The organism is Actomonas spartinae (genome assembly GCF_051209155.1).
Classification (GTDB): Bacteria; Verrucomicrobiota; Verrucomicrobiia; order Opitutales; family Opitutaceae; genus Actomonas.
The window spans coordinates 378,116-400,042 of sequence record NZ_JBPJGB010000002.1 but is presented as its reverse complement, the minus strand read 5'-3'; the positions used below and the strand labels follow the sequence as shown (position 1 = coordinate 400,042).

Annotated in this window: 6 protein-coding genes; 3 read left to right on the top strand and 3 right to left on the bottom strand. The window is 65.1% G+C overall.

Annotated elements, in window-relative coordinates; translation table 11 throughout:
- Positions 1 to 33: 33 nt before the first annotated feature.
- From AC0MRV_RS09695 to aroC, 3 genes are all read right to left on the bottom strand, one after another.
- A complete protein-coding gene (locus AC0MRV_RS09695; RefSeq protein WP_472764261.1) occupies positions 34 to 14,466 on the bottom strand; it encodes an immunoglobulin domain-containing protein in 14,433 nt (4,810 codons plus the stop codon).
- A gap of 304 nt (positions 14,467 to 14,770) precedes the next feature.
- Positions 14,771 to 15,571, bottom strand: a complete 801-nt coding sequence (locus tag AC0MRV_RS09690; RefSeq protein ID WP_472764260.1) for a hypothetical protein — start codon at positions 15,569 to 15,571, stop codon at positions 14,771 to 14,773.
- Complete coding sequence (aroC, locus tag AC0MRV_RS09685; RefSeq protein WP_472764259.1) at positions 15,568 to 16,662, bottom strand: chorismate synthase; 1,095 nt, start codon at positions 16,660 to 16,662, stop codon at positions 15,568 to 15,570. The genes AC0MRV_RS09690 and aroC overlap by 4 nt, the downstream gene beginning before the upstream one ends.
- Positions 16,663 to 16,843: 181 nt before the next feature.
- Between aroC and AC0MRV_RS09680 the strand changes: the two genes are divergently transcribed.
- From AC0MRV_RS09680 to AC0MRV_RS09670, 3 genes are read left to right on the top strand one after another with little or no spacing between them, the layout of a single operon-like run.
- Positions 16,844 to 18,889, top strand: a complete 2,046-nt coding sequence (locus AC0MRV_RS09680; RefSeq protein ID WP_472764258.1) for a secretin N-terminal domain-containing protein — start codon at positions 16,844 to 16,846, stop codon at positions 18,887 to 18,889.
- A 6-nt stretch (positions 18,890 to 18,895) separates the two neighbouring features.
- Positions 18,896 to 20,641, top strand: a complete 1,746-nt coding sequence (locus AC0MRV_RS09675) for a GspE/PulE family protein (RefSeq protein WP_472764257.1) — start codon at positions 18,896 to 18,898, stop codon at positions 20,639 to 20,641.
- Between the two features lie 3 nt (positions 20,642 to 20,644).
- On the top strand, positions 20,645 to 21,922 hold the full coding sequence (locus AC0MRV_RS09670; RefSeq protein ID WP_472764256.1) for a type II secretion system F family protein: 1,278 nt from the start codon (positions 20,645 to 20,647) through the stop codon (positions 21,920 to 21,922).
- The last annotated feature ends 5 nt before the right edge of the window (positions 21,923 to 21,927 follow it).

Genomic DNA, 21,927 nt, shown 5'->3' with positions numbered 1-21,927 from the left:
CGGGCACGCCGCCCGACATCCTCATCCGAGTGCTTACGCGCCGGGACCGCCGGCAAAGCCGTCCTCGGTGCCGGGCGACACGTGATAGCGGCCCGTGCGCGTTGTGCCACTACGCGTATTGTAGAGCTCGATCACCCGCAGCAATTCGCTCAGGCCGATCTGCGCGTCGCGATCCGAGTCGGCCGAGTGGAAACCGGTGAAGTCCGGCGGTGAACCCGCGGCCGTGTCGGTGTCGGAACCAAAACCATCCTCGGTGCCCGTAACCGGGCGGTAACGACCTGTGCGGGTCGTGCCGATACGCGTGTTGTAAAGTTCAATCACGCGCAGCAGTTCGCTGAGGTTGATGGCAAAGTCACCATCGGTGTCGGCCGAGTGGGTGGTCGGCAGCTCGCTCAAGAGCAACGGATCCGGCGTAACCATGTCCTGCAGCGCTTCACCCGCGACAGTGATGTTGAACCAAGCGGCCAACTCATAGTCGCCGCTGGCGGCCGGCGGCACGTTGATGGTGTAGCTGAAGCTGAATGGGCTCTCCGGCAGACCGGTGAAGCCCCAATCGGCGAACAAGGTCGCTTCGCCACCGGGGAACATCTGGGCGCCGTTGGCGCTGGAGAAACTCCACGTTCCGCCTTCGACCGCCATGGGCAGCAGCACCGGCATTTGCAGACCGGAGACCCCCGCCGTATAACTCACGTCCACGTCGATCGTGATGCTGCCGCCAGCCTGGTAACCGCCTTCGCGCACGCTGTGCGTCGCCACGACCTCGGCCACGACAACCGTCGCGGTGTCCGAAGTCACCGAGTCGACCGGATCGGTCACGATCACGTCGTAGCCCGCCGTGTCGGCTTCGGTCACGTTGCTCAGCGTCAGCGTCGATGCGGTGGCATTCGGGAGGATTACGCCGTCCTTGCGCCACTGATACGTGAGCGGATCGCCGCCGCTGGCGACGACGCTCAACGTCACTTCCGCGCCCGCGAGCGCGGCCTGGCCGACGGGTTGCACCGAGATCACCGGGCCAACGTTTACCGTCAGCGAGACGGCGGTGCTGGTCGCGTCGCCGACCACGTTGCTCACCACAACGTCGTAGTTGCCGGCGTCAGCCGCCTGCACGTTGCTGAGGGACAGGGTCGCGGAGGTCTCACCGGAGATCTCCACTCCATCCTTGCGCCATTGGTAGGTCGGCGTCGGCAGACCCTCGGCGACGACCGTAAAGGTCACCGCATCGCCGCGACTGACCTCCCGCGCCACGGGTTGCGTAGTGATCGTCGGGCGGGTTTGCACCGTGAGCGAGGCGGTCTCGCTCGTGGCGGCGCCTAGGTCGTTGGTGGCCACAACATGGTAAGCACCGGCGTCATCGGGCCCCACGTCGGTGAGCGACAGGGTCGGCCCCGTCGCATCGGTGATCGCGGTGCCGTTGAAGAACCATTGCAGCGTGGGCGTCGGCAGACCGTCCACCGTGACCGCGAAGCTGGTGCCCTGCCCTTCATCGATCGTGACACTGGCTGGCTGACTCACGATCTCGGGCGCGTATTGCACGGTCACCAGCGCCGCGTTGGTCGCACCCGAACCTTGGGTGTTCAAGTAGGCCACGTCGTAGCTGCCGGCGTCGGCCGGAGTCACGTTGGCGAGGGTGAGCGTGGCGCCGGTGGCGCCGGAAATCGGCTCGCCATCCTTGCGCCATTGCAAAGTCGGGGTCGGCAGACCGATGACCTGCACACTCAGTTCCAGCGTGCCGCCAGTGGCGACCGTGGCGGATACCGGGTGATTGATCACCAGCGGTGCGAAGTCCACCACCACCTCGGCCGGGTCAGAAATGACGCTGCCGAAGGCGTTGGTCACCTCAACCGTGTAGAAGCCATTGTGACCGGCATTGGCGGAATCAATGACGAGCGTCGCATCGGTGCGACCCGAGAGCTCACCGCCGTTGAAGAACCACTGGTAGGTCGGGGCGGGCAGACCATCGGCCTCGACGGTAAGTTCGATGCGATCGCCGGTGACCGCGTGCACGCCCGCGGGTTGCGTCGTGATTTCCGGGGCATAGTTCACCACCACGACCGCGGCCGCACTGGTGACCGAGTCGACCACGTTCTCGACGGCGACGGTGTAGCTGCCGGCATCGGCCCGCGAGGCGTTCGCGAGAGTCAGGGTCGCGGCGGTCGCATCGGGAATGGCTTCGCCGTCCTTGAACCACTGATACGTGGGCGTCGGATTACCCGTCGCCGCGACCGCGAGCTCGATGGTCACGCCCGGATCGAAGGTGCCACCGAGCGGATTGGTCTCGATAACCGGCGCGGTTTGCACGGTGAGGGTCGCGGACTCACTCACGGTGGTGCCAACATCGTTGGTCACGGCCGCGGTGTAGTCGCCGGCGTCGTCAAGCGTGACCGCGGCGATCGAATAGGTGTCCGCCGTGGCCCCGTCGATCGGGGTATCACCGAAGAACCACTGCACTGTCGCATCGCCGCTGCTGGTGTAAGCAACGGTGAAGCTGGCCGGATCGCCGAGCGGCACGGCGACGTCGGCCGGATCAGTGGTGATCGCCGGCGGAGCGACCACCTCGACGGAGGCTGCCGCGCTGGTCGCGGTGCCGAGCGTGCTGGTGACCACGACGTCGTAATCACCGGCATCGTCGGCCGCGATCGCGGTCAACTCCAAGGTCGCTGCGGTCGCACCGTCGATCGGGGTGCCGTTCTTGCGCCACTGATATGTGAGCGTGCCCGAGCCATAGGCGTCGGCCGCCAACGTGATAACGCCGCCGGCGGCGGCGGAGCGCGGTCCAAGCGGCGCGCCGTAGAAGCCGGGCGCGAGCGGCGAACCACGCACCACGGTGAAGCCACGACGAAACACGCCGAGGTCGATGTAGCTGAAGTTGCCTCGCACCGCGACATCACCGTTGCGCAAGACGCTCAACGAAGTGAACCCAGCCTGGGTGCCGCTGGTGTTGGAGGTGTAGAAATGGTCCCAATTGAAACTCGGGTCCAAGGAACCGTCCGGCAGGAACTGAACGATACGGGAGCGGTAGACATTGTTGATCCGTTCGAGTCCGGCCACCACGATGCGACCGTCGGGACGCACGGCCATCCGGGTGAAGCTGCTGAACTCGAACCCAAGCGGACCGAAGCTTTGGTCGACCACCCCGTCGGCGCTGAGGCGAGCAACCCGCGGACGGGACAAACCATCCACGGACGTGAAGCCTCCGCCGATGAGGATCTTCCCATCGGGCAAAAGTTCGACGGCCTGGATCGACTGAACATCGATGCTGTTAAAGCTCGGATCGAGCGAACCGTCGGCCATCAAACGCGCGATACTTCGGCGCGAAGCCGAGCCTACCGTGGTGAAGTTGCCCACGATGATGACGCGGCCATCCGGCAGGAATGCGAAGCCGTAAACACCGTTGTTGGTGCCCCCCCCAGGGTTGAAGCTTTCGTCAATCCGGCCATCGGGGAGCAGACGAGCCACTCCGGTGGTCGGGGTGCCGCCGATCGTGAGTTCGCCATTGGTCCATCCGATGTAAAGCCGACCCTGCACATCAGTCCGAATGGCAGAGATATTGGGGTTGCCCTCAAAGGGTGAAACAAAGTCCTGATCAACCGCACCGTCGGCCCGCACTCGCGCCAGATAAGGCGTGGCGTGCCCGGCGAAGGACGTGAAGGTGCCCCAGACGAAGAAGCCTCCATCATCCGCTTCGGCCATGCCGGTAACGGCACCATCATCGACCAAGAGAGTGGCCGAACTGGCGTCTTGGCTACCGTCGGGCAGCAAACGATCCACTCCGGTGCTACGGGCGACCCACCAGCCACCGGCGGGATGCGGAGCCAACCCGCGGTCCGTGGTGGTGGTGCCCTGGGGGTTGAAATCGAGACGTGGATCCCCCGGCCCCGCGACGCCGGCCGAGGTGACGTCGAGCTGCACGACCAACACGGTCTCGGCGAGGCCGTTGCTCACCGCGAGGCGGTAGCCACCGGCGTCGGCCGTGGTCACATTCTCGATGAAGAGCTGGCGGGTGGTGCTGAGCACGGTCCCGGGATCATCGGCCCGAGTCCAAGTGTAGGTGAGCTCACCCGTCGTCGTGGTGGCCTGCACGGTCCAGGCGACGCGTCCGCCTTCCGGCAAGGTCACGCTCGCCGGCGCGCTGGAAATGAGTGGTGCGTCGGAGGTTTGCTCCCCCAACCACACGATGCCGTTGCGGGTCGTTTCACCCACCCGGACGAACTGCCCCCAGACCAACACCTCACTGCCGTCGACCAATACGCCGCGTGGGGTGATCTGGTTGGTATTGATACCACTCTGGAAATTGCCCCGCAGGTTATGAGCGGCGGTCCAATCGCCGCCTCCGGTGCCATCGGCGTCGAGGTTGTAGAGGCGGTAGTTGTAGATGTAGAACACCGACCCATCATCCGCGGGGGCGACGTCCAGCGCGCTGGTGGTCACATTGGTGATGCGGTCCTCCATAAGCGCATCATCCGCGTCGAACCAAGCCACCCCGGAGCGACCCACGCCGTTGACTTGGGAGAAGTTGCCGGAAACGAAGGTCGTGCCGTCGGGCAAGCGCTCCAGTTTCTCCACCACGCTGTTGAAGGTCGGCGTGAAGGTGCCGTCCAAGGTGCCGTCCCAAGCGACGCGCAGCAGGTAACTGACACTGGCGCCATTGTAGAGGTTGGGATAGCCGCCGACCCAGACCGAGCCGTCGGACTCGGCCAGCAGCGAAAACGCATAGTTGTTGAGGTTGGTGCCGGTGAGGAAGGTCTCGTCAATCGAGCCGTCGGCATTGAGGCGCAGCAGATACCGGGCGGAGTTGGTGCCACCGTAGGAGGTGATGTTATTGTAGCTGCTGAAGTAGCCCGAGATGTAGACCTTGCCGTCGAGGGTGGGCGCGATGGCCCGCACCTGATTGTTCGGTCCGGCGCCAACATCAAAGGTGGTGTCCACTTCGCCCTCCGCCGTGAGCCGCACGAGGCGATTTTGCGGCTCGCCGTTCACCGAGGTGAAGGAGCCGCCCACGTAGATGCGACCGTCCCCGTCGACCGCGAGGGACTGAATCAACGAGGAGGAGGCGGAGTTGCCGTTGATCAGCACGTCATAACCACGCTCGAAGGCGCCATTGGCATCGAGGGCGTAAAGTTCGTAGGGCCCCTCGCCGTTAACGATGGCAGCGGAGGTCGAGGCCACGAGGAAACCACCGCCGGGCCGCTTGACGACGAGGTGCGGGAGGTCGTCGATGCGCAGGTTCTGATTGCGCGCGCTGAGGCCACCGGGGAAAGCGGAGCTGGCCACCGTGACGCCAAAGGCCGGCGTGGTGAAACTGCCACCGGGCGTCGTGACCGTGGCGGTGTAGGCGCCGGAATCGGACGTATCCGCTGAAAGGATACGCAAGTGGGCCGACGTTTCACCGCACAGCGGCGCGCCGTCCTTGAACCACTGCACCGCCGCATCACCCGGGGCGTAGGTCAACAGCCCGAGCGAGACCGGGTCGTAGGGTGCCGCCGCGAGCGAGGTGCCGCCGCCGGCGGCCTCCGGCGACGCGTCTGCCGCCAGCTCACCGTAATGCAGGCCGAAGAGGCCGCTGCGGTCGGACACACCGCCGAGGTTGGCGAGGTTCTGCTGGTAGAGGAGAAGATGGTCACCCCCCGCGAACTGGAGTGTTTGGGCGATGCCGTTGCCGCCGGGCGCCGGGCCGATGAAGGACAGGTCGAGCGAGCCGTCGGGCAGCAGGCGCAGCACCCCGTTGCGCGGCACGTTGTCGTAGCCGGCGAAGTTACCCGTGAAGATGAGCCGGCCGGCCGCGTCGGAGGTCATGCCATTGAGATAGACGTCGGTCGTGGGCGTGACCTTGAGGAATTCGCCGAGTTGGAAGGTTGGGTCGACCTCGCCGGCGGCTGTCAGGCGCACGACGCGATTCTGGCGCGGGAAGTTGGACTGGTAGCGGTCGAACCAGACGTAGACCCCGCCGTCGGGGGCGGCCGCCGCACCGCGGAAGTTTTCGGAATAACGCGTGCGCAGAGTCGGTGAGCCGGAGTCGAAGGTGCCATCGGCGTTGATGCGGAAGAGGGTATATTGCCGGCTCGTGTCCGGATCGGTATAGTTGCCGCGCACCCACCACTGCCCGTTGGCCGCGGGGAAGGCCGCGTTGGCGTTGGACCCCGCCGGGCTGGTGAAGTCGGGATCAGAGCTGCCGTCCGGCAGGAGCTTCGCCACCGCGCCACCATTGAGCCCGGATCCGACGAGCAGGATCGCGCCGCCGTCGAGCGGGATCAGGTCCTGGATCGATCCGGTGAAACCGCTGTAGTCGACGCTCTCGTCCAGGGAGCCATCGGCGTTGAGACGCACGAGGGACTGATAGGCATTCGTGTCGATGCGGATGGACTGACCGCCGAAGAGCAGGTCGCCGTCGGGCAGCGTGACGACCGAGCGGAAGCTGGCGACGTTCACCCGGGGATCGAGGGCAAAGTCACTGCGTTCACGGCCGTTGGCATCGAGCGGCACGATGTCCCGGTAGGTCGTGTCGCTGCCCACGCGAGCATCGAAGAGGTAGACGTTTCCGGCGGCGTCGGCGTCGAGAGCCGACAATTGGGTGACGACCAAGCCTACGCCCCACGCGTAGTCGACCTGGCCGGCGCGGCCCGCGTTGGCCCGCACCCCGAGTTCCACGGCGTCGGTGACGATCAGTTCGCCGTCGACCGTAATCTCCAAGGTGTAGCTGCCGGCATCGCCTGGCGCAAAGGGCTCGAAAACCAAGCTCGGGCCGGTGGCACCTGGGACGGCCGAGCCGTCACGATACCACTGGTAAGTCGCACCGGCTCCGCCGCGCACGCCGACGCTGAGGGCGGCCGAGGTGCCCGGAATGTAACTGCCGCCCGTCGGAGCCGTTGCGATGGCGAAAGCTTCGGCGTCGCCCGGATTGACCAGCGTGAGGCTGCGCACGATGGCGCCGTTGAGGAGGTAACTGCTCGAACCGCCGACCATCAGGGCGGCCCCTTCGGTGCTTAGAAAAGAAGGGTTCCCGGTGATGACCACGCCGCGGTCAATGGCACCGTTGTTGAGCAAACGGATGAGGCGCCAATTATTGTCGAGCATTCGCACGATGGCCACCACCCGGCCGAGCGGATCGACGGTAACGTGAGTGACCTGCGTGAAGTCGGTGAGGAAGGACCGGTCGAGCCGGCCATCGGGGAAGAGGCGCACGAGTCGCAGGTCCTGGCCGCTCACGTTGGCGAGCGGGTTGTAGTCGCCGGCATAAATCTCGCCGGCCGGACCAAAGGCGACGCGGATCGGATTCCGAAGCAGGGGCGGATTGAAGTCGACATCGAGTTCGCCGGCCGCGTTGAGGCGAGTCAGGTAACGTGTGCCGCTGACGCCGTCGACGTTGTTGAGGTTGCCCGCGAGGAGCACGCCGCCATCGGGCGCCGGGAAAATCCCGCTGACCGAGCCCGTCGCCCCCGAAAGCACCGGAGTGGTGTCGACGTTGCCGTTGGCGTCGATGCGCGCGACCGGGCCGGTGCTGGTGCCGTTGAGGGTATTGAAGCTGCCGCCGATGAGGATGGAACCGTCCGCCAGCTGCACCACGCCGCGGATGTAGCTGCTGGCGCTGTCCTGATCAAAGAGCACGCGATTGAGCGAACCGTTGGCGTTGAGCCGCACGAGGTAGTGCCGCGAGTAACCTTCGCCCGGCATATACATGGTGCCCCAGACGAGCAGGGTGCCGTCGTTGAGCTCACGGACGCCCTCGATGTTGGTGCCCGCGTTGGGATCAAAGGGATTGTTGCCGTTGAACGCGGTGTCGGGCGTGCCGTCGGCCTTGAGCGCGGCGATGCCGCGGGTGTTGACGCCTTCGAGCTGATAAAAATTGCCCACCACAATCCGGCTGCCGTCGGCGCGGGTGAGGACATCGTAGACGTTGTTGTTGAAGCCGGAGCTCAGGTTGATGCCCGGGATGGGCGACAAGGGGTCGGCCGAGAGAAAGCCCACCTGCATCTCGGTGCTGACGGTGCCTTCGCTGTTGGTCGCGGTGAGGACATAGGTGCCCGCGTCGGTGCTGGTAGGGGCGGCGAGCAGGAGCTGAGGCCCAAAGGCCCCCTCGACCGGCACCCCGTCGTGGGTCCATGAATACGTGACGGGACTGCCGCCACTGAAGCGTCCGTAAAGGCTGAGGTTCACCCCTTCGACCACCGTGCGATCGCCGCTCGTATCGACCAGTTGCAGCGCACCGCCCGGTGCACCGTCGACGTGAAGGCGCACCACATTGGAGCGCGGCGACAGGGAAAACGATCCGTCGATCTGCAGCTTGCCGCCGGCCGTCCAGTCGAGGCGGATGTTGTCGCTCACACTGGAAAGTCGGGTCAGGTTTTCGGCCGGAAAGTTGAGGTCCAGCTGCCCGTTGCGGTCGAGGCGCACCAGACTGCCGAGCGCGAAGCCGTCCCAAGTGCCGAACTGACCGGCCACATAGAGATAACCATCGGCGCCTTGGAGGACGTCATAGACCGTGCCGCTGGGTCCCTCGGACCGCAATGGTCCAAAGGAGTTGTCGAGCTGACCACTCGCGCTGAAGCGCGCTATGCGGTTGATCGAGGTTCCGCCGAGTGACGTGAAGGAGCCACCGACGATCACGCGGCCCTGGTCATCCTCAACAACGGTATACATCGAATTGTTGGGACCGCTGACCTCGGTGAAGCCGCTGTCAACGGAACCGTTGGCGGTGAGCCGCTTGAGTCGCGCGGTGCTGTCGGCGTAGTCCGTGCCCACCACCAGGATCTGGCCGTTCGAAGTGACGTGGATGCGGCGCACGTATTCGAGGCCGTGACTATCCGCAAACGAGCCGTCCAATGTGCCGTTGGCGTTGAGTCGCACCAGCCCCGCACGGGCGGTGCCGGCAATCGAGTTGAAACCGCCGGCCACCAGCAGGCGGCCATCGGTCAGCGGCAAAACCTGGGTGGGATAGGTGCTGGGATTCGGGGCAAATCCGGGATCCACCGAACCGTCGGCATTGAGCAGCGCGAGACGCTCAACCGCGGCACCTTGGAAGGAGGTGAAGGTGCCCGCAACCAGTGCCTTGCCGTTGGGCAGCGGAAAGATGGCCGTGACCGTGCCTTCGGTGCCGGTGCCGGGGTTGAACTGGCCGGCCGGGAGCAGGCGACCGTTGCTGTCCGTCTTGAAGACGCGGCTGATGGGATAGTCACGCTTCGCCAGGTAGACGGAACCGTCGGCCGCCACCGCGGCATCGGTGATCTGGTTGCCCGGGCGGTCAAAGACCCAGTCGAGATCGAGGCTGCCGGGACCGGTCGGTTCGGGTCCCACGCTGAGGGTGACCGGATCGGTCTCGGTGTATCCATTCTCCGGCGACATCACGCGGAGAACATAGTCGCCGGCGTGAACCGTGCGCAGGCTGCGCAAGGTGAGGCGGGGGCCGTTCACGCCGACCACCAGATTACTCTCCTCCAGCGGTTCACCATCGCGATACCACTGCAGGGTCAGCGTTCCGGGACCGCTGACAACCGACTCGAAGGTGCGGGTGCTGCCCGCCGCGTAGACATAGTCGCCATTGAGCGTGGTCTGCGACAGGATCGCCGGCGCCTGCGGCGGATAGTCGCCGCCCAGCAGCTCGACGGTGCGGGTATAGTTGGCGTCGTCGGGCGTGAACTTGAAGGAGCCGCCGGCCAGCAAAGTGCCGTCGGCGAGTTGGACCAGCGTGATGAAATTGGTGTTCTGCACCGGCGAGGCCCATTGGGTGTCGACCGAGCCATCGGCGAGCAGGCGCACGGAGTTGACCAGCGGCCAGTCGCCGAAGCCGGTGAAGCTGCCGACCACCACGACGGAGCCGTTGGCGGTGACCGCGAGATCACGAATGTAGGGGGTGCTGTAGGACTGGGCCGATGCGCCAGTGCTGGTATCGAAGTTCGGGTCGAGGTTGCCGTTGGACAAAAGCCGCGCAACGCCACCGCGCGCCGTGCCGTTGTAACTGTCGAACTGACCGCGGATATACCACGTGTCGTTGGGGCCGGCGTAAAGCTCTTCGATGGTGCCATTGGCCCGGGAACCGCCACCAAAGGTGCCGTCGATGCTGTGATCGAGGTTGAGCCGCAACAGGCCGTTGACCGTCGTGCCGGCGTAGGTGGTGAACTCACCCGCCACGAGCACTTGGGAACCGCCGCTGACCAGTTTGAGGTCACGAACGTAACCGTTGGGACCGCTCGATTCATCCACCGGGCCAAAGCCTTCATCCAGCGAACCATCGCTGTTGAGCAGGGCGAGGTTCCAGCGATCGGTGCCGCCAACGTTGTTGAAGCGCCCCCCGATCATCACCCGGCCATCCGTCAACAACACCATGCCATTGATGTCGGAGATGCCGTAAATGGTGGGCATGGTCCAAGTCGGATCGGCCGCCCCCGAAGGCAGCAGACGGCCCACATCCATCGGGGTTCCGCCAACAGGCCACACCCGCCCTGCCACGAGCAGTTTGCCGTCGGGCTGAAGAATCAGATGATCGACCGAGATGGAAGTCAGGTTCGGAGCGAACGTGTCATCGATCGTGCCATCAGGGTAGATACGATAGAGGAAATTTGAACCGCCGAGATAGATGCGGCCGTCGGGCAGGCGCACTGCGGCGGTAACCGTCTTGTCCGCGAGTTCTGGCAGTCCCCCAAAGGCCGGTTTGATCGCACCAGGCACGGCCGTGGAATCGAACTGCAGGGTTGCCGTGGTCGACTGCACGGAACCGTAAGCGTTGGTGACGATGGCGTAGAAGGTGGCGCCGAAGTCGGCGTCCCCCACCCCGTTCAGCACGTAGGTCGTGTCGATGGCGCCGTCGATCGCCTCGCCGTCCCGATACCATTGGTAAGTGAAAGGTCCGGGCCCCACGACGCCCACGCTGAAGCTGGCACCGGCACCGTAACCCACCGCGGTGTCGATGGGCGCGTTGCTCACGGCCGGCGCCAGGCGCACGATCACCCGCGTGCCCACCGTGGTGTATTCGCCGGCTCCATTGCTGAAGCGGACGGTGTAGAGCCCGAGGTCGTCGAGACCGGCGTTGGTGATGAGCAGCTGATGGGCGGTCGCGTCGTCAAGACGCACCCCGTCGCGATACCATTGATAGCTCATGCCCTCGATATCAGCGTAACTGAGGGTGAGGTCCTCGCCGGGATCGATCTCGTAGGTCGTGACCTGGTCGTCGGCGATGAACGGCGGCGCCACGTCACCGGCGTAAAGCACCGCCAGGCGATTGCGGTCGGTCCCGCGGGCCTGCGTGAAGGCACCTGCCACCGCAATGCGCCCATCGGCCAGCGGCTCAACCGCCAGCACCTCGTTGTTGAAGCCCTCCCCGATGTCGAAATACGGGTCAATCGTGCCGGAAGGGTAGACTCGCACAAGACCGCGGCGCTCGCCCCCGCCCAAGGAGCTGAAACGGCCGGCGACATAAACGCGGCCATCGGCGGTCGGCTCGAGCACGTTGACGCTGCCGTTGATGCTGGTGCCAATGCCGCCAAGAAAGTTTGTATCCACCGATCCATCACTGGCGAGGCGCACCAGGCCGCGCCGCGTCGCGCCATCCCAAAGCGCGAAGCTGCCGCCCACCCAAAGACGGCCGGCGTCGTCGAGATAAAGCGCCCGCACCACGCTGCCGCCCGCGCCCTCCCCCACCGTGAACTCGGGGTCGACCGCACCATTGGCATTCAAACGCACCAGGCCGGGCGCCGTTTGGCCCGCAAAGGAAGTGAAGGCGCCCCCCGCGTAGACCGTGCCATCCTCGGCGGCGGCCACCGCGTGCACCGCGTTGTCAGTCCCGGTCGCAACGCTGAAGCCGGTGTCGTGCGAACCATCGGCATTGAGTCGCACCACCCCGCCAGTCGGCACGCCGCCCACGTTGGTAAAACTGCCACCCACGATCCACTGGTCGGTCGCGTAGGGCTGCACCGCGCGCACCGCGCTGTTGAAAATCGGCGTCGCAAACGTCGCGTCGCGCGTCCCGTCGGGGGCGAGGCGCATCAAGCTCGGGGTCGACTGGCCGTTGTAGTTATTGAATGCGCCCCACACCAGCATCGTGCCATCGGGCAAGGCGCGCGCACCATAAACGGCGCCATTGAGACCGCTGGCAGGCACGTAGGCATCGTCGAGTTGGCCAAAACGATTGAGACGGGCGATGCGGTTGCGCGGCTGCCCCGCCACGGAGGTGAAGTCACCAAATATCCAGAACCCGCCGTCGGTGGCAGGCAGCACCGCCGCAACGCTGTTGTTGGCCAATCCAGCACCATCGAAGGCGGAATCAAGCCCACCGCGCAGCACCCAGCCGCCATGGAAACGCGCCAGCGCGACGCGCGGCTCGCCGTCCACCGCCGAGAAACCGCCCCGCACCAGAATCTTGCCGTCCGGCAGGGTGAGCGAATCCGACGCGTATCCACCGCTCAATGACGCGTCATCGAAAAGCGGGTCGAGCGGGCCATTGGCGGTCATGCGGCCGAGGCCGGCGGGACGGGCCTCGTCGCGCAATGACGTGAAGGTGCCGGCCACCACGATGCGGCCGGCGGCGTCGGGGCGGGCCGAATACACGTAGGGGTAGGTGCCGCCGGCGCCCGCGCCGGGCAGGAAGTTGGCGTCGCTCGTGCCGTCGGCGTTGAGGCGGTCGATGCCGTTGACGGTGTAGCCACCGGAGGTGGTGAAATTGCCGCCGACCACGATCTGGTCATCAGCCGCAACGCTGACGCTGTTGACGATGCCGTTGAGCGCGGTGTTGCCGGCAAAGGCCGTGTCAACCGCACCGGTGGCGGCGTCGAGGCGCACGAGGTAAGCCTCCCCCGCCCCGCTGAAATTAGTGAAGGAACCGGCCACCAGCACGTCGTCGTCGGAGAGCACGGCGAGGTCGGTGATATTGCCGTCGGCCGCGCCGCTGCCGGGGTTGAACGCGGTGTCGAGTTCGCCCGCTTCGCTCACGCGGGCCACCCCGGCCCGCGCCGTGCCGTCGATGCCGGTGAAGTTGCCCGCCAGGATGATGCGCCCAGCACTGTCAGTTTTCGCGTCGCCGACATAGCCGCCTTCGACCGCGATGTCGCCGTCGTAGGTCGACTGCAGTTCGCCGTAGGCGGCAAAGCGCACCGCGCCCGCCCGAGCGTAGGACGAGGTGCCCGCACCGGTGCGCGCCACATAGGAGAAGGTGCCAAAGGCCCAGACCTGGCGGTCACTGCGCTCAACGATCGCGGTGATCGGACCGTCGTAGTCCATGACCGCATAATAGGACGACGGCACGAACGTGACGTCGACTTCGGCGTCGGCATTGAAGCGGGCAATGTTGAGCCGCGGTGTGCCGTCGATGTAATCGAAGTCGCCGCCAACGTAATACTTGCCCTCCACCGACGGCACGAGGGTGCGCACGGCAGGCGTGAGTTCAAGACCGCGGCCGCGACTGAAGCTCGTTTCGACCGCGCCGGAGGAAGCGAGGCGCACGAAACCGGCCCCGCCGGACTCCGCATCGTAGAGGTGCCCAACAGCCAGGACACGATCGCCGGGCACGATCGCAATCGCCGTAATGTAGGCCGAACGGTTGAGAACAAGGTCCGCCTCGTCCGCATCGAAGGATTCGTCGACCGAGCCATCCTGCAGGCGAAGGACACCGGGCAGAGTCGGGGAGTATTCGCCGGAGAATCGCGTGAACGCGCCCGCGACCACGATACGCCCCGCGCTGTCGACCTGAAGATCGGCGACAAAACTGTCGAACCCACCGCCCGGATGAAAATCCGCATCGAGCGAACCATCGGGATTGAAGCGGCCGATGTTGTAACGCCACTCGCCGTTGAGCCCGGTGAAGCCGCCACCAACCACAAAGCCACCGGCGCCGTCGATCACCACGGCGTAGATGCCCCAGTTGGCGCCGGTGCCGAACGAAACGGTGGTATCGAGCGAGCCGTTCGTATTGAGCCGGGCGATGCGATTGCGGGTCGTGCCGTTGTAAGCGGTAAAGGAACCTGTGGCGACGACCTTGCCGTCAGACTGCAGCGCAAGATCCCAGATGGCGTCGTTTGCGCCGGAGCCCGGGTTGAAGCCGGTATCGAGCGAACCATCGGTATTGAGTCGGGCGATGCGCGGACGGGAGGTGCCGTTGTAGGTGGTGAAGCCACCGGCCACGATCAACTTGCCGTCATCCTGACGGGCCATCGCCAAGACGGAGCCATTAAAACCGCCGCCCGCGCTGAAGGAGGTGTCGAGACTCCCGTCGGCGTTGAGGCGCAGAATGCGATTGTGGGTGGCGGCGGCGAATTCGGTGAAGGAACCGCCGATCAGAATCTTTCCGTCAGGCTGAACGACGATGGCGGTGACGGTGCCATTGAACGTGGTGCCGGCATCAAAGTCGGCATCAAGGGTGCCGTCGGTGTTCAGGCGGACCAAGTTCGTCCGGGCTTCGCCGTGCACCCGGGAGAAGTTGCCGCCAATGATGACCTTCCCGTCGGGCTGCACCGCGACCGCGCGGCCGGAGCCAAATTTTCGCACGTCGGCGTCAAAGGCCCGGTCCAGATCGCCCGCCCGCAGGATTCCTTGACCAGCACAAAACAAAAGGAATCCCGCGATGAGGGGACGAACAAGCGCACGGCCAAGACGAAAAACGCCACGGCCGCCTGAGGCAGCAAGGTGAGTCGACACACCAAGGATGAAAACCCACCGGAGAAATCCCTCAAGTCACCACCGCCTAGGAAATATCCCTAAAATGGCCAATGACATGCATTTGCGAGACACATCATAGGCCCGAATGGACCCTCAGGTGTAAAAAACGCGAGGAGGGCTCGAAAGAGCCCGATCAACCGGCGACGATCTTGCCAATCTCCGGAACGTCTTTTTTGCGCAGGCCGCTGGGGTGGCGGGCGAGGTAGGTGTCCTCTTGGTCCTCGAGCAACTCGTCCTCGCCGTCGTCGCCAGCAACGCCGTCCTCGTCTTCAATGATGATCTGGGTGTCCGCGTCGACTAGGCCCATCCACGGGCTTTCCGCCGCGTCAAACCAGTGCGAATAGCGGCGCACCTGCAGGTCGAGCACGAGAGCTGGATTCGCCACGCGGCCCTTTTTCACCATCTCGACGAGGCAGGGCAGATAGGATTTTGAAAAACGCGTGCGTAGATCGCTGATCCACTTGTTCTCCACGCCTTCGCGACGGTTGAGCAGCACGATGTCGGAGAAATGCACACAGGCGTCATACCACGCTCGCAGCCGTTCGTGAGCGGCGACCAAGGCGCAGTGATACAGACACACCACCCGCGCCAGCTCGAGGCCCTGCCCTTGCAGCCATGGTTTGAAAGCTTCGATTTGGTCGACCGGATTTCGCATCCCATCGACCACAAAAAAGCCCACCGTCGCGCCCGCCGGCCACACCGCCGCAATCGTCGGCGGAAAATCGGCGTGTTCCTCCCACGTCCAGGTCACGACTTCGCCGCGCGGCATCGCGGTTTCGATCCCCCGCTCGGCCTCCGCCGCCGCCGTGAACACCACCGGCGTCTCCGCCGCATCGAGCCCGCTCTCCAGCAAGTCAGCCAGAATCTCCCGGCGCCCGCTGCCCGGCGCGCCCAGGATCAGATACACCAGCGGCTTTTCGTCCGAAGCGCTCATTCGGCCGGATCAAAACTGCGGGTTTGCGCGTGGTGACGCATCCAATGATCAACCAAGACGAGCGCCGTCATCGCCTCGACGATGGGCACCGCGCGCGGCACGACACACGGGTCGTGGCGACCCTTGCCCATCAGCTCCGTCGGCTGCCCGTCGCGGTCGACGGTGGCCTGTTTTTGCAGGATCGTCGCGGTCGGTTTGAAGGCGACGCGGAAGACCAACTCTTCGCCGTTGCTGATGCCGCCCTGCACCCCGCCGGAGCGGTTGCTGGCGGTGCGCACCGTGCCGTCGCGGTTTTCAAAACGATCGTTGTGCTCGCTGCCTTTGAGCACGGTGCCCTCGAAACCGCTTCCGACCTCGAAACCCTTGGTCGCCGGCAACGAGAGCATCGCCTTCGCGAGATCGGCTTCGAGCCGGTCGAAAACCGGTTCGCCCAACCCCACCGGGAGCCCGCGCACGCGGCACTCGATGACGCCGCCGACGGAGTCGCCGTCGGACCGCACCGCTTTGATGCGTTCGATCATGGCCGCGGCCGTTTCGGGATGCGGACAACGCACTGGGGTCGCCTCGACCGCCTCTGCACTGGGAAAATCGGCCAACGCCTCCGCGGGGATGGCGATGTCCTGGATGCGCGTGATGAACGCCCGCACGTCGACGTCCTTGAGCAGCTTCTTGGCGATCGCTCCCGCCGCCACGCGACCGATGGTCTCACGGGCCGAGCTGCGCCCCCCGCCCCGGTGGTCGCGGATGCCGTATTTGGTTTGGTAAGTGAAGTCGGCGTGCGACGGACGAAACTTGTCCTTCATCTCGTCGTAGGCACTGGAGCGGTGGTCGGCGTTGCGCACCACCAGCGAAATCGGCGTGCCGGTCGTCTGCCCTTCGAACACGCCCGACAGGATCTCGACCTGGTCGGCCTCCTTGCGCGGGGTCACAATGTCGCTTTGGCCGGGGCGGCGCCGGTCGAGTTCGGCCTGAATCTCCTCCACGGTGATCGGCAGACGCGGCGGGCAACCGTCGATGACCACGCCCACGGCCGCGCCGTGGCTTTCGCCCCAGGTGGAGATTTTAAAGACTTCGCCAAACACGTTGCCCATACGCCTGCGACGCTGCCTACCGCCCCCCTTTCCCGGCAAGTGTCAAAATAGCGCAACTTTCCACGCGGAAGCACGTCTCTGTCTTGTCCTTACTCTCCACAACGCGGTTTACATGGCCCGGACGATGGGCTCACATTCCGCTTCCCTCTGGCCGCACAGCCTTCCTGATCACTTTCTCCGCATGCTTTCCCGTTTCATTCGTATTGGCGCCTTCGCTACCAGCTTGCTGGCGCTCGCGATAATCTCGTCGGCCCAAACCCCGTCCACCCCACTAAGCCCATCGCTGGTTCCGGCCGTGGAAGGCACGCTCGACGAGATCAACATTCCCGAGGGCCCGGTCGACGCCGCCTATGGGCTCATCGAGGAACTGACCGGCCGCGAGGTGCTCCGCCCCTCCAACCTGCCCCAGCAGCCCTTTTCGCTCGTCATCAAAAAGCCCCTCACCACAGCCGAGGCCCTGCTCGCGATCGAGACCACCCTTGCGATGAACGGCATCGCCATCGCCCCGCTTGGCGAACGCTTCGTCAAAGTCGTCCCGATCGGCTCCGCTCGCATTGAGGCCCCGGAACTCATCGAAGGCTCGACCCTCGGCCTGCCGCCCAGCGGTCGCGTCGCCACCAAGCTGTTCACCTTTGAATTCGTGCGCGTCGAACAGTTCGCCTCCAAGATCGCCACCCTGCTCAACGCCCAGTTCGGCGGCGCCATGCCTTTCGAGCAGTCCAACGCCCTCCTCGTCACCGACACCATCAGCACCCTGCAGCGCGTCGAGATGCTGGTGAACCAGCTCGACCAGCCCAACGTCGCCGCCCTCGAGCCGAAGTTCTACCCGCTCGTCTACGCCAAGGCCTCCGACCTCGCCAACAAGATGCGCAACATCCTGCAGGGTCCCGCGCAGCAGCAGCTCGGCAGCGGCACGACCTTCAACGCCGACGACCGCACCAACCAGATCATCGTCATCAGCGACCCACGCCTGCACACCTTCTTCGACAAGCTCATCGCCAAGCTCGACGTCCGCTCCGATCCCAACACCCGCAACGAGGTCATCCCGCTCAAGCACGCCGAGGCCACCGAGGTTGCCTCCCTCGTCAGCCAACTCGTCTCCGGCCAAAACCAGGCCGCTTCCCGTTCCGAGTCCGCCCGCCGCACCGGTGGCAGCGTGCCGATGCAAACCGTGCAGCCGGCCCAACCGGCCGCCAACAACAACGCCGCCGCGGCCGCCGCCAACGCCGCCGGCATCAACACCAACGAATTTTCCGAGCTCGTCACCGTGCTCGCCGACGAACGCAGCAACGCCGTGGTCGTTTCCGGCACCGTCGAGGACATCCGCCTCATCAAGGAGCTGATCGCCAAGATCGATGTGCTCCTCGCCCAAGTTCGCGTTGAGGTCGTCGTTGCCGAGGTGACGCTCACCGACAACAACTCCAGCGGCATCAGTGAACTCGAGATGGTCGTCGATAACGGCAAGCTCGTCGGCATCAGCGGCACCGCCATCGGGGCCACCTTTGGTGGCGTAGGCGCTCTGGCCGGCGACACCACCAACGATGTCGCGGCGGCCCTGGCCAGTGGTTACGCCACCTTCAATGGCTGGGACCTCACCAGCATCATCAATCTCACCAACACCGACAACCGGAAGAGCAAGGCCAACATCCTCTCCGTTCCCGCCATCGTGACCACGCACAACAAGGAGGCCTCGGTCTTCGTCGGTCAGGACATCCCGACCATCAACAGCTTCCTCGGCGACACCACCGGCTCCGGCAGCATCAACAGCGGCTTTGGTCGCACCACCCTTTCCAGCCGCGAGGTCGGTATCACCCTTCAGGTCAAACCCCTCATCGGCGCCAACGGTTCCGTCCAGATGGAGATCACTCAGGAGGTTTCCAACAAGATCGAGGACGTCGAGGTCGACGGCAACAAGCAGCCCGTCATCGGCAAGCGCAAGGCTGAGTCCTTTGTCACCGTAAACAGTGGCGAGATCATCGTGCTCGGCGGCCTCCAACAGGACAGCGAAACCCGGGGTCGCACCCGTTTCGGGCCCATTCCGCTCATCAGTGACCTGTTGGGCTCACGCTCCCGCGCCACGCAGCGCACCGACCTCATTTTCTTCCTGCGACCGACCGTGCTTTCCAACACCGAGGCCGATAACACCGAGGTCCGCGCCCGCCTGCAGAAGTCCGACATTGGCGAGGCCACCGAACGCGCCCTTTCCGGCCAACCGATCCTCGACTAAGCCCCGATGAGCCTCACCGCCGCCGAAACCCTGCCAGCCGCGCTGGTGGAAGCGCTCGACGAGGAAAAGCTGCTCGCCGTCCTCGAGTCGCCACGCCACGCCCGCGTCGCCGCGCTCGCCGCCGCCCGCGAGGAGACCGAAGCCGTCACCTTGGAGAAGCTCGCCGCGGCCACCGGACTCGACATCGCCTCCGACCTGCGTGCCGACGGCCTGTCGCTGCGCCTGCTGCCCGCCCGCCTTGTCCACGAGTATCAGATCCTGCCCATCGACCTCGCGCCGCCCCGCGCGCCCGACGCTGATCCCGAGGAACCGATCTCCGATGAGGAACTCGCCAAAACTCCGTTGCACCTCGCCACCGCCTGGCCAGCCGACGACGTCATGGCGGACTGGATACACACCTTCACGGCCCGCCCGGTGGTCTGGCACCTCGCTGTCCCCGAACGCATCCACCAGCTCATCGTCGAACATTTTGGCGTAGGTGCCGGTTCCCTCGAAGATGGCGACGAGGACTACCTCGCACCCGAATCCGCGGCCGCCGAGGCTGAAATCGTGGACGAAGACGCCGCCGTCGTGCGCTTCGTCACCGACGTCATCAGTCAGGCCATCACCGACGAGGCAACTGACATTCACTTTGAGCCGCAGGAGGGCCAGCTCCGCATCCGCTACCGGGTCGACGGCCTGCTCGTGCCCGTGCCCGTGCCGGAGAACCTGCTGCGCTACCAGGACGCCATCATCTCCCGCGTGAAGATCATGGCGCGGCTCAACATCTCGGAGAAACGCCTGCCTCAGGACGGCCGCATCAACTTTCGCGCCGGCGGCGCCGTGCTCGACATCCGCGTCTCGACCTTCCCGACCATCTACGCCGAATCGATCTCCCTGCGCCTGCTCAACCAGAAGAAACAGGCCTTCTCGATGGAGAAGCTCGGCATGAGCCAAGAGGAGCAGGAGATCATCTCCAAGGTCCTCGATTTCCCTCACGGCATCATCCTCGTCACCGGTCCGACCGGCTCCGGCAAGTCCACTTCACTCAACGCCTTCTTGCGCAAGATCAACTCGGTCGACCTGCGCATCATCACCATCGAGGATCCGATCGAATACGAGATCGAGGGCGTCAACCAACTCCAGGTTCGCTCCGAGATTGGCCTCACCTTTGCCAGCGCCCTGCGCCACGTGCTGCGCCAAGACCCCGACGTCATCATGGTCGGTGAAATCCGCGACCGCGAAACGGCCGACATCGCCATCCGCGCCTCACTCACCGGTCACTTGGTGTTCTCCACCATTCATACCAATGACGCGCCCGGCGCCATTACGCGTCTCGTCGACATGGGCATCGAGCCCTTCCTCGTCGCGTCCTCCATCGAGCTCGTCATCGCCCAGCGCCTCGTCCGACGCCTGTGCCCGACCTGCGCCAAGGACGAACCGGTCAACCCGATCAAACTGCGCGAGAACATGCTGGTGCTCGGGCTCGACCCGGACAAACCCGAGCATCAAGTCGCCACCCTCAAAGTCCCCTGTGGTTGCGACCGCTGCCGCGGCACGGGCTATCGCGGCCGCATCGGCATCTTCGAAATCTTCCGCCTTAACGAGGAGCTGCACGAGCTCGTGCTCCAGCGCGAATCGACCCGCACCCTCGGCCAGGTCGCCCGCAAGAACGGCATGCGCACCCTCGGCCAATCGGGCTGGGACAAAATCAAGAACGGCCACACCACCATGGACGAGGTCCTCCGCGTCGTCACCGTGACCGAGTCCTGACCCATGCCCCGCTTCGCCTTCACCGCTCGTGACCGTTCCGGCCAAGCCGTGGCCGACGAACTCGAGGCGCCCACGCGCAAGGACGCCCTGAGGCGCCTGCAGGCCCGCGGCCTGCAACCGCTCAAACTCGACGAACGCTCCAGCGCGGCTCCGCGCAAAGCGAAGAAGCCGAAGCCCGCGGCGGTCGCGACCACCGCACCGCGCGACGAGGCGACCACCTCGACCCGTCCGCGGGGCAAGGTGAAGTTTACCCGCAAGCACCGCCTCCCCTTTCTTCAAGCGGTTTACGATCTCACCTCCAGCGGACTCTCCGCGGGCGAAGCGATCCGTCTGCTCGCCACCCGGCTCAAAGATCCCGTGCTCAAAGGCCTGAGCACCGAAGTGTGGGAACGTCTCTCCGAAGGCGCCAACCTCTCGCGCGCCCTGGTCGACTTCCCGCAGGTCTTCGACGAATCGACCGTCAACCTCATCCAAGCCGGCGAGGCCACCGGCAACCTCAACGACACCCTGGCGCGCATCATCGAGCACCTCACCGACCAGCGTGAAATGCAGCGCCAACTCGGCAACGCCCTCGCCTACCCGATCTTCATGACGGTCGTCGCAACGGGCGTGATCCTGTTCTTCCTCTTCTTCCTCCTGCCGCGTCTGCAGTCCCTGCTCAACGCCCTCGGCGGTGACCTGCCGTGGTCGACCGCCCTGCTCGTCGCGACCTCGGAATTTGCGCTCAAATACGGCCTCGTCGTCCTCGCCGGCATCGCGTTCCTCGCGGTGAGTTTTTGGCGGTGGCGCGCCACCGAGGTGGGGCGGGTGGTCACCGATCGTTGGCTGCTGCGCGCGCCGCTCTTCGGCCCGTTCATCCAGAGCCAGACGGTGCTCGCTTTCAGTCAAACGCTGTCGGTGCTCCTCGAGAACGGCATCACCACCGCCGAGGCCCTGCGTATGACGGAGAAGCAGATCCAGAACCGCGTGCACCGCTCGGCCTTCGACGCCGCGACCGATCGCATCCTCGAAGGCGAATCGCTCTCCCAAGCCCTGCCCGGCACCGGTTGTTTCCCCGACCTCGTGCTCGACCAGCTCGCCGTCGGTGAAAACACCGGCAACGTCGTCCCTTCGCTCAAGAAGACCGCACTCACTTACCGCAAACACATCAGCTCGCAGCTCAACACCTTCACGAAGGTGCTGGCCAGCGGCGTCCTCCTCAGTGTGTTTCTCTTCGTCGGTTTCATTGCCTACGCCATGGTGAGCGCGATCTTTTCGCTCAGCAGCAACTTCAACATCTAGATCAG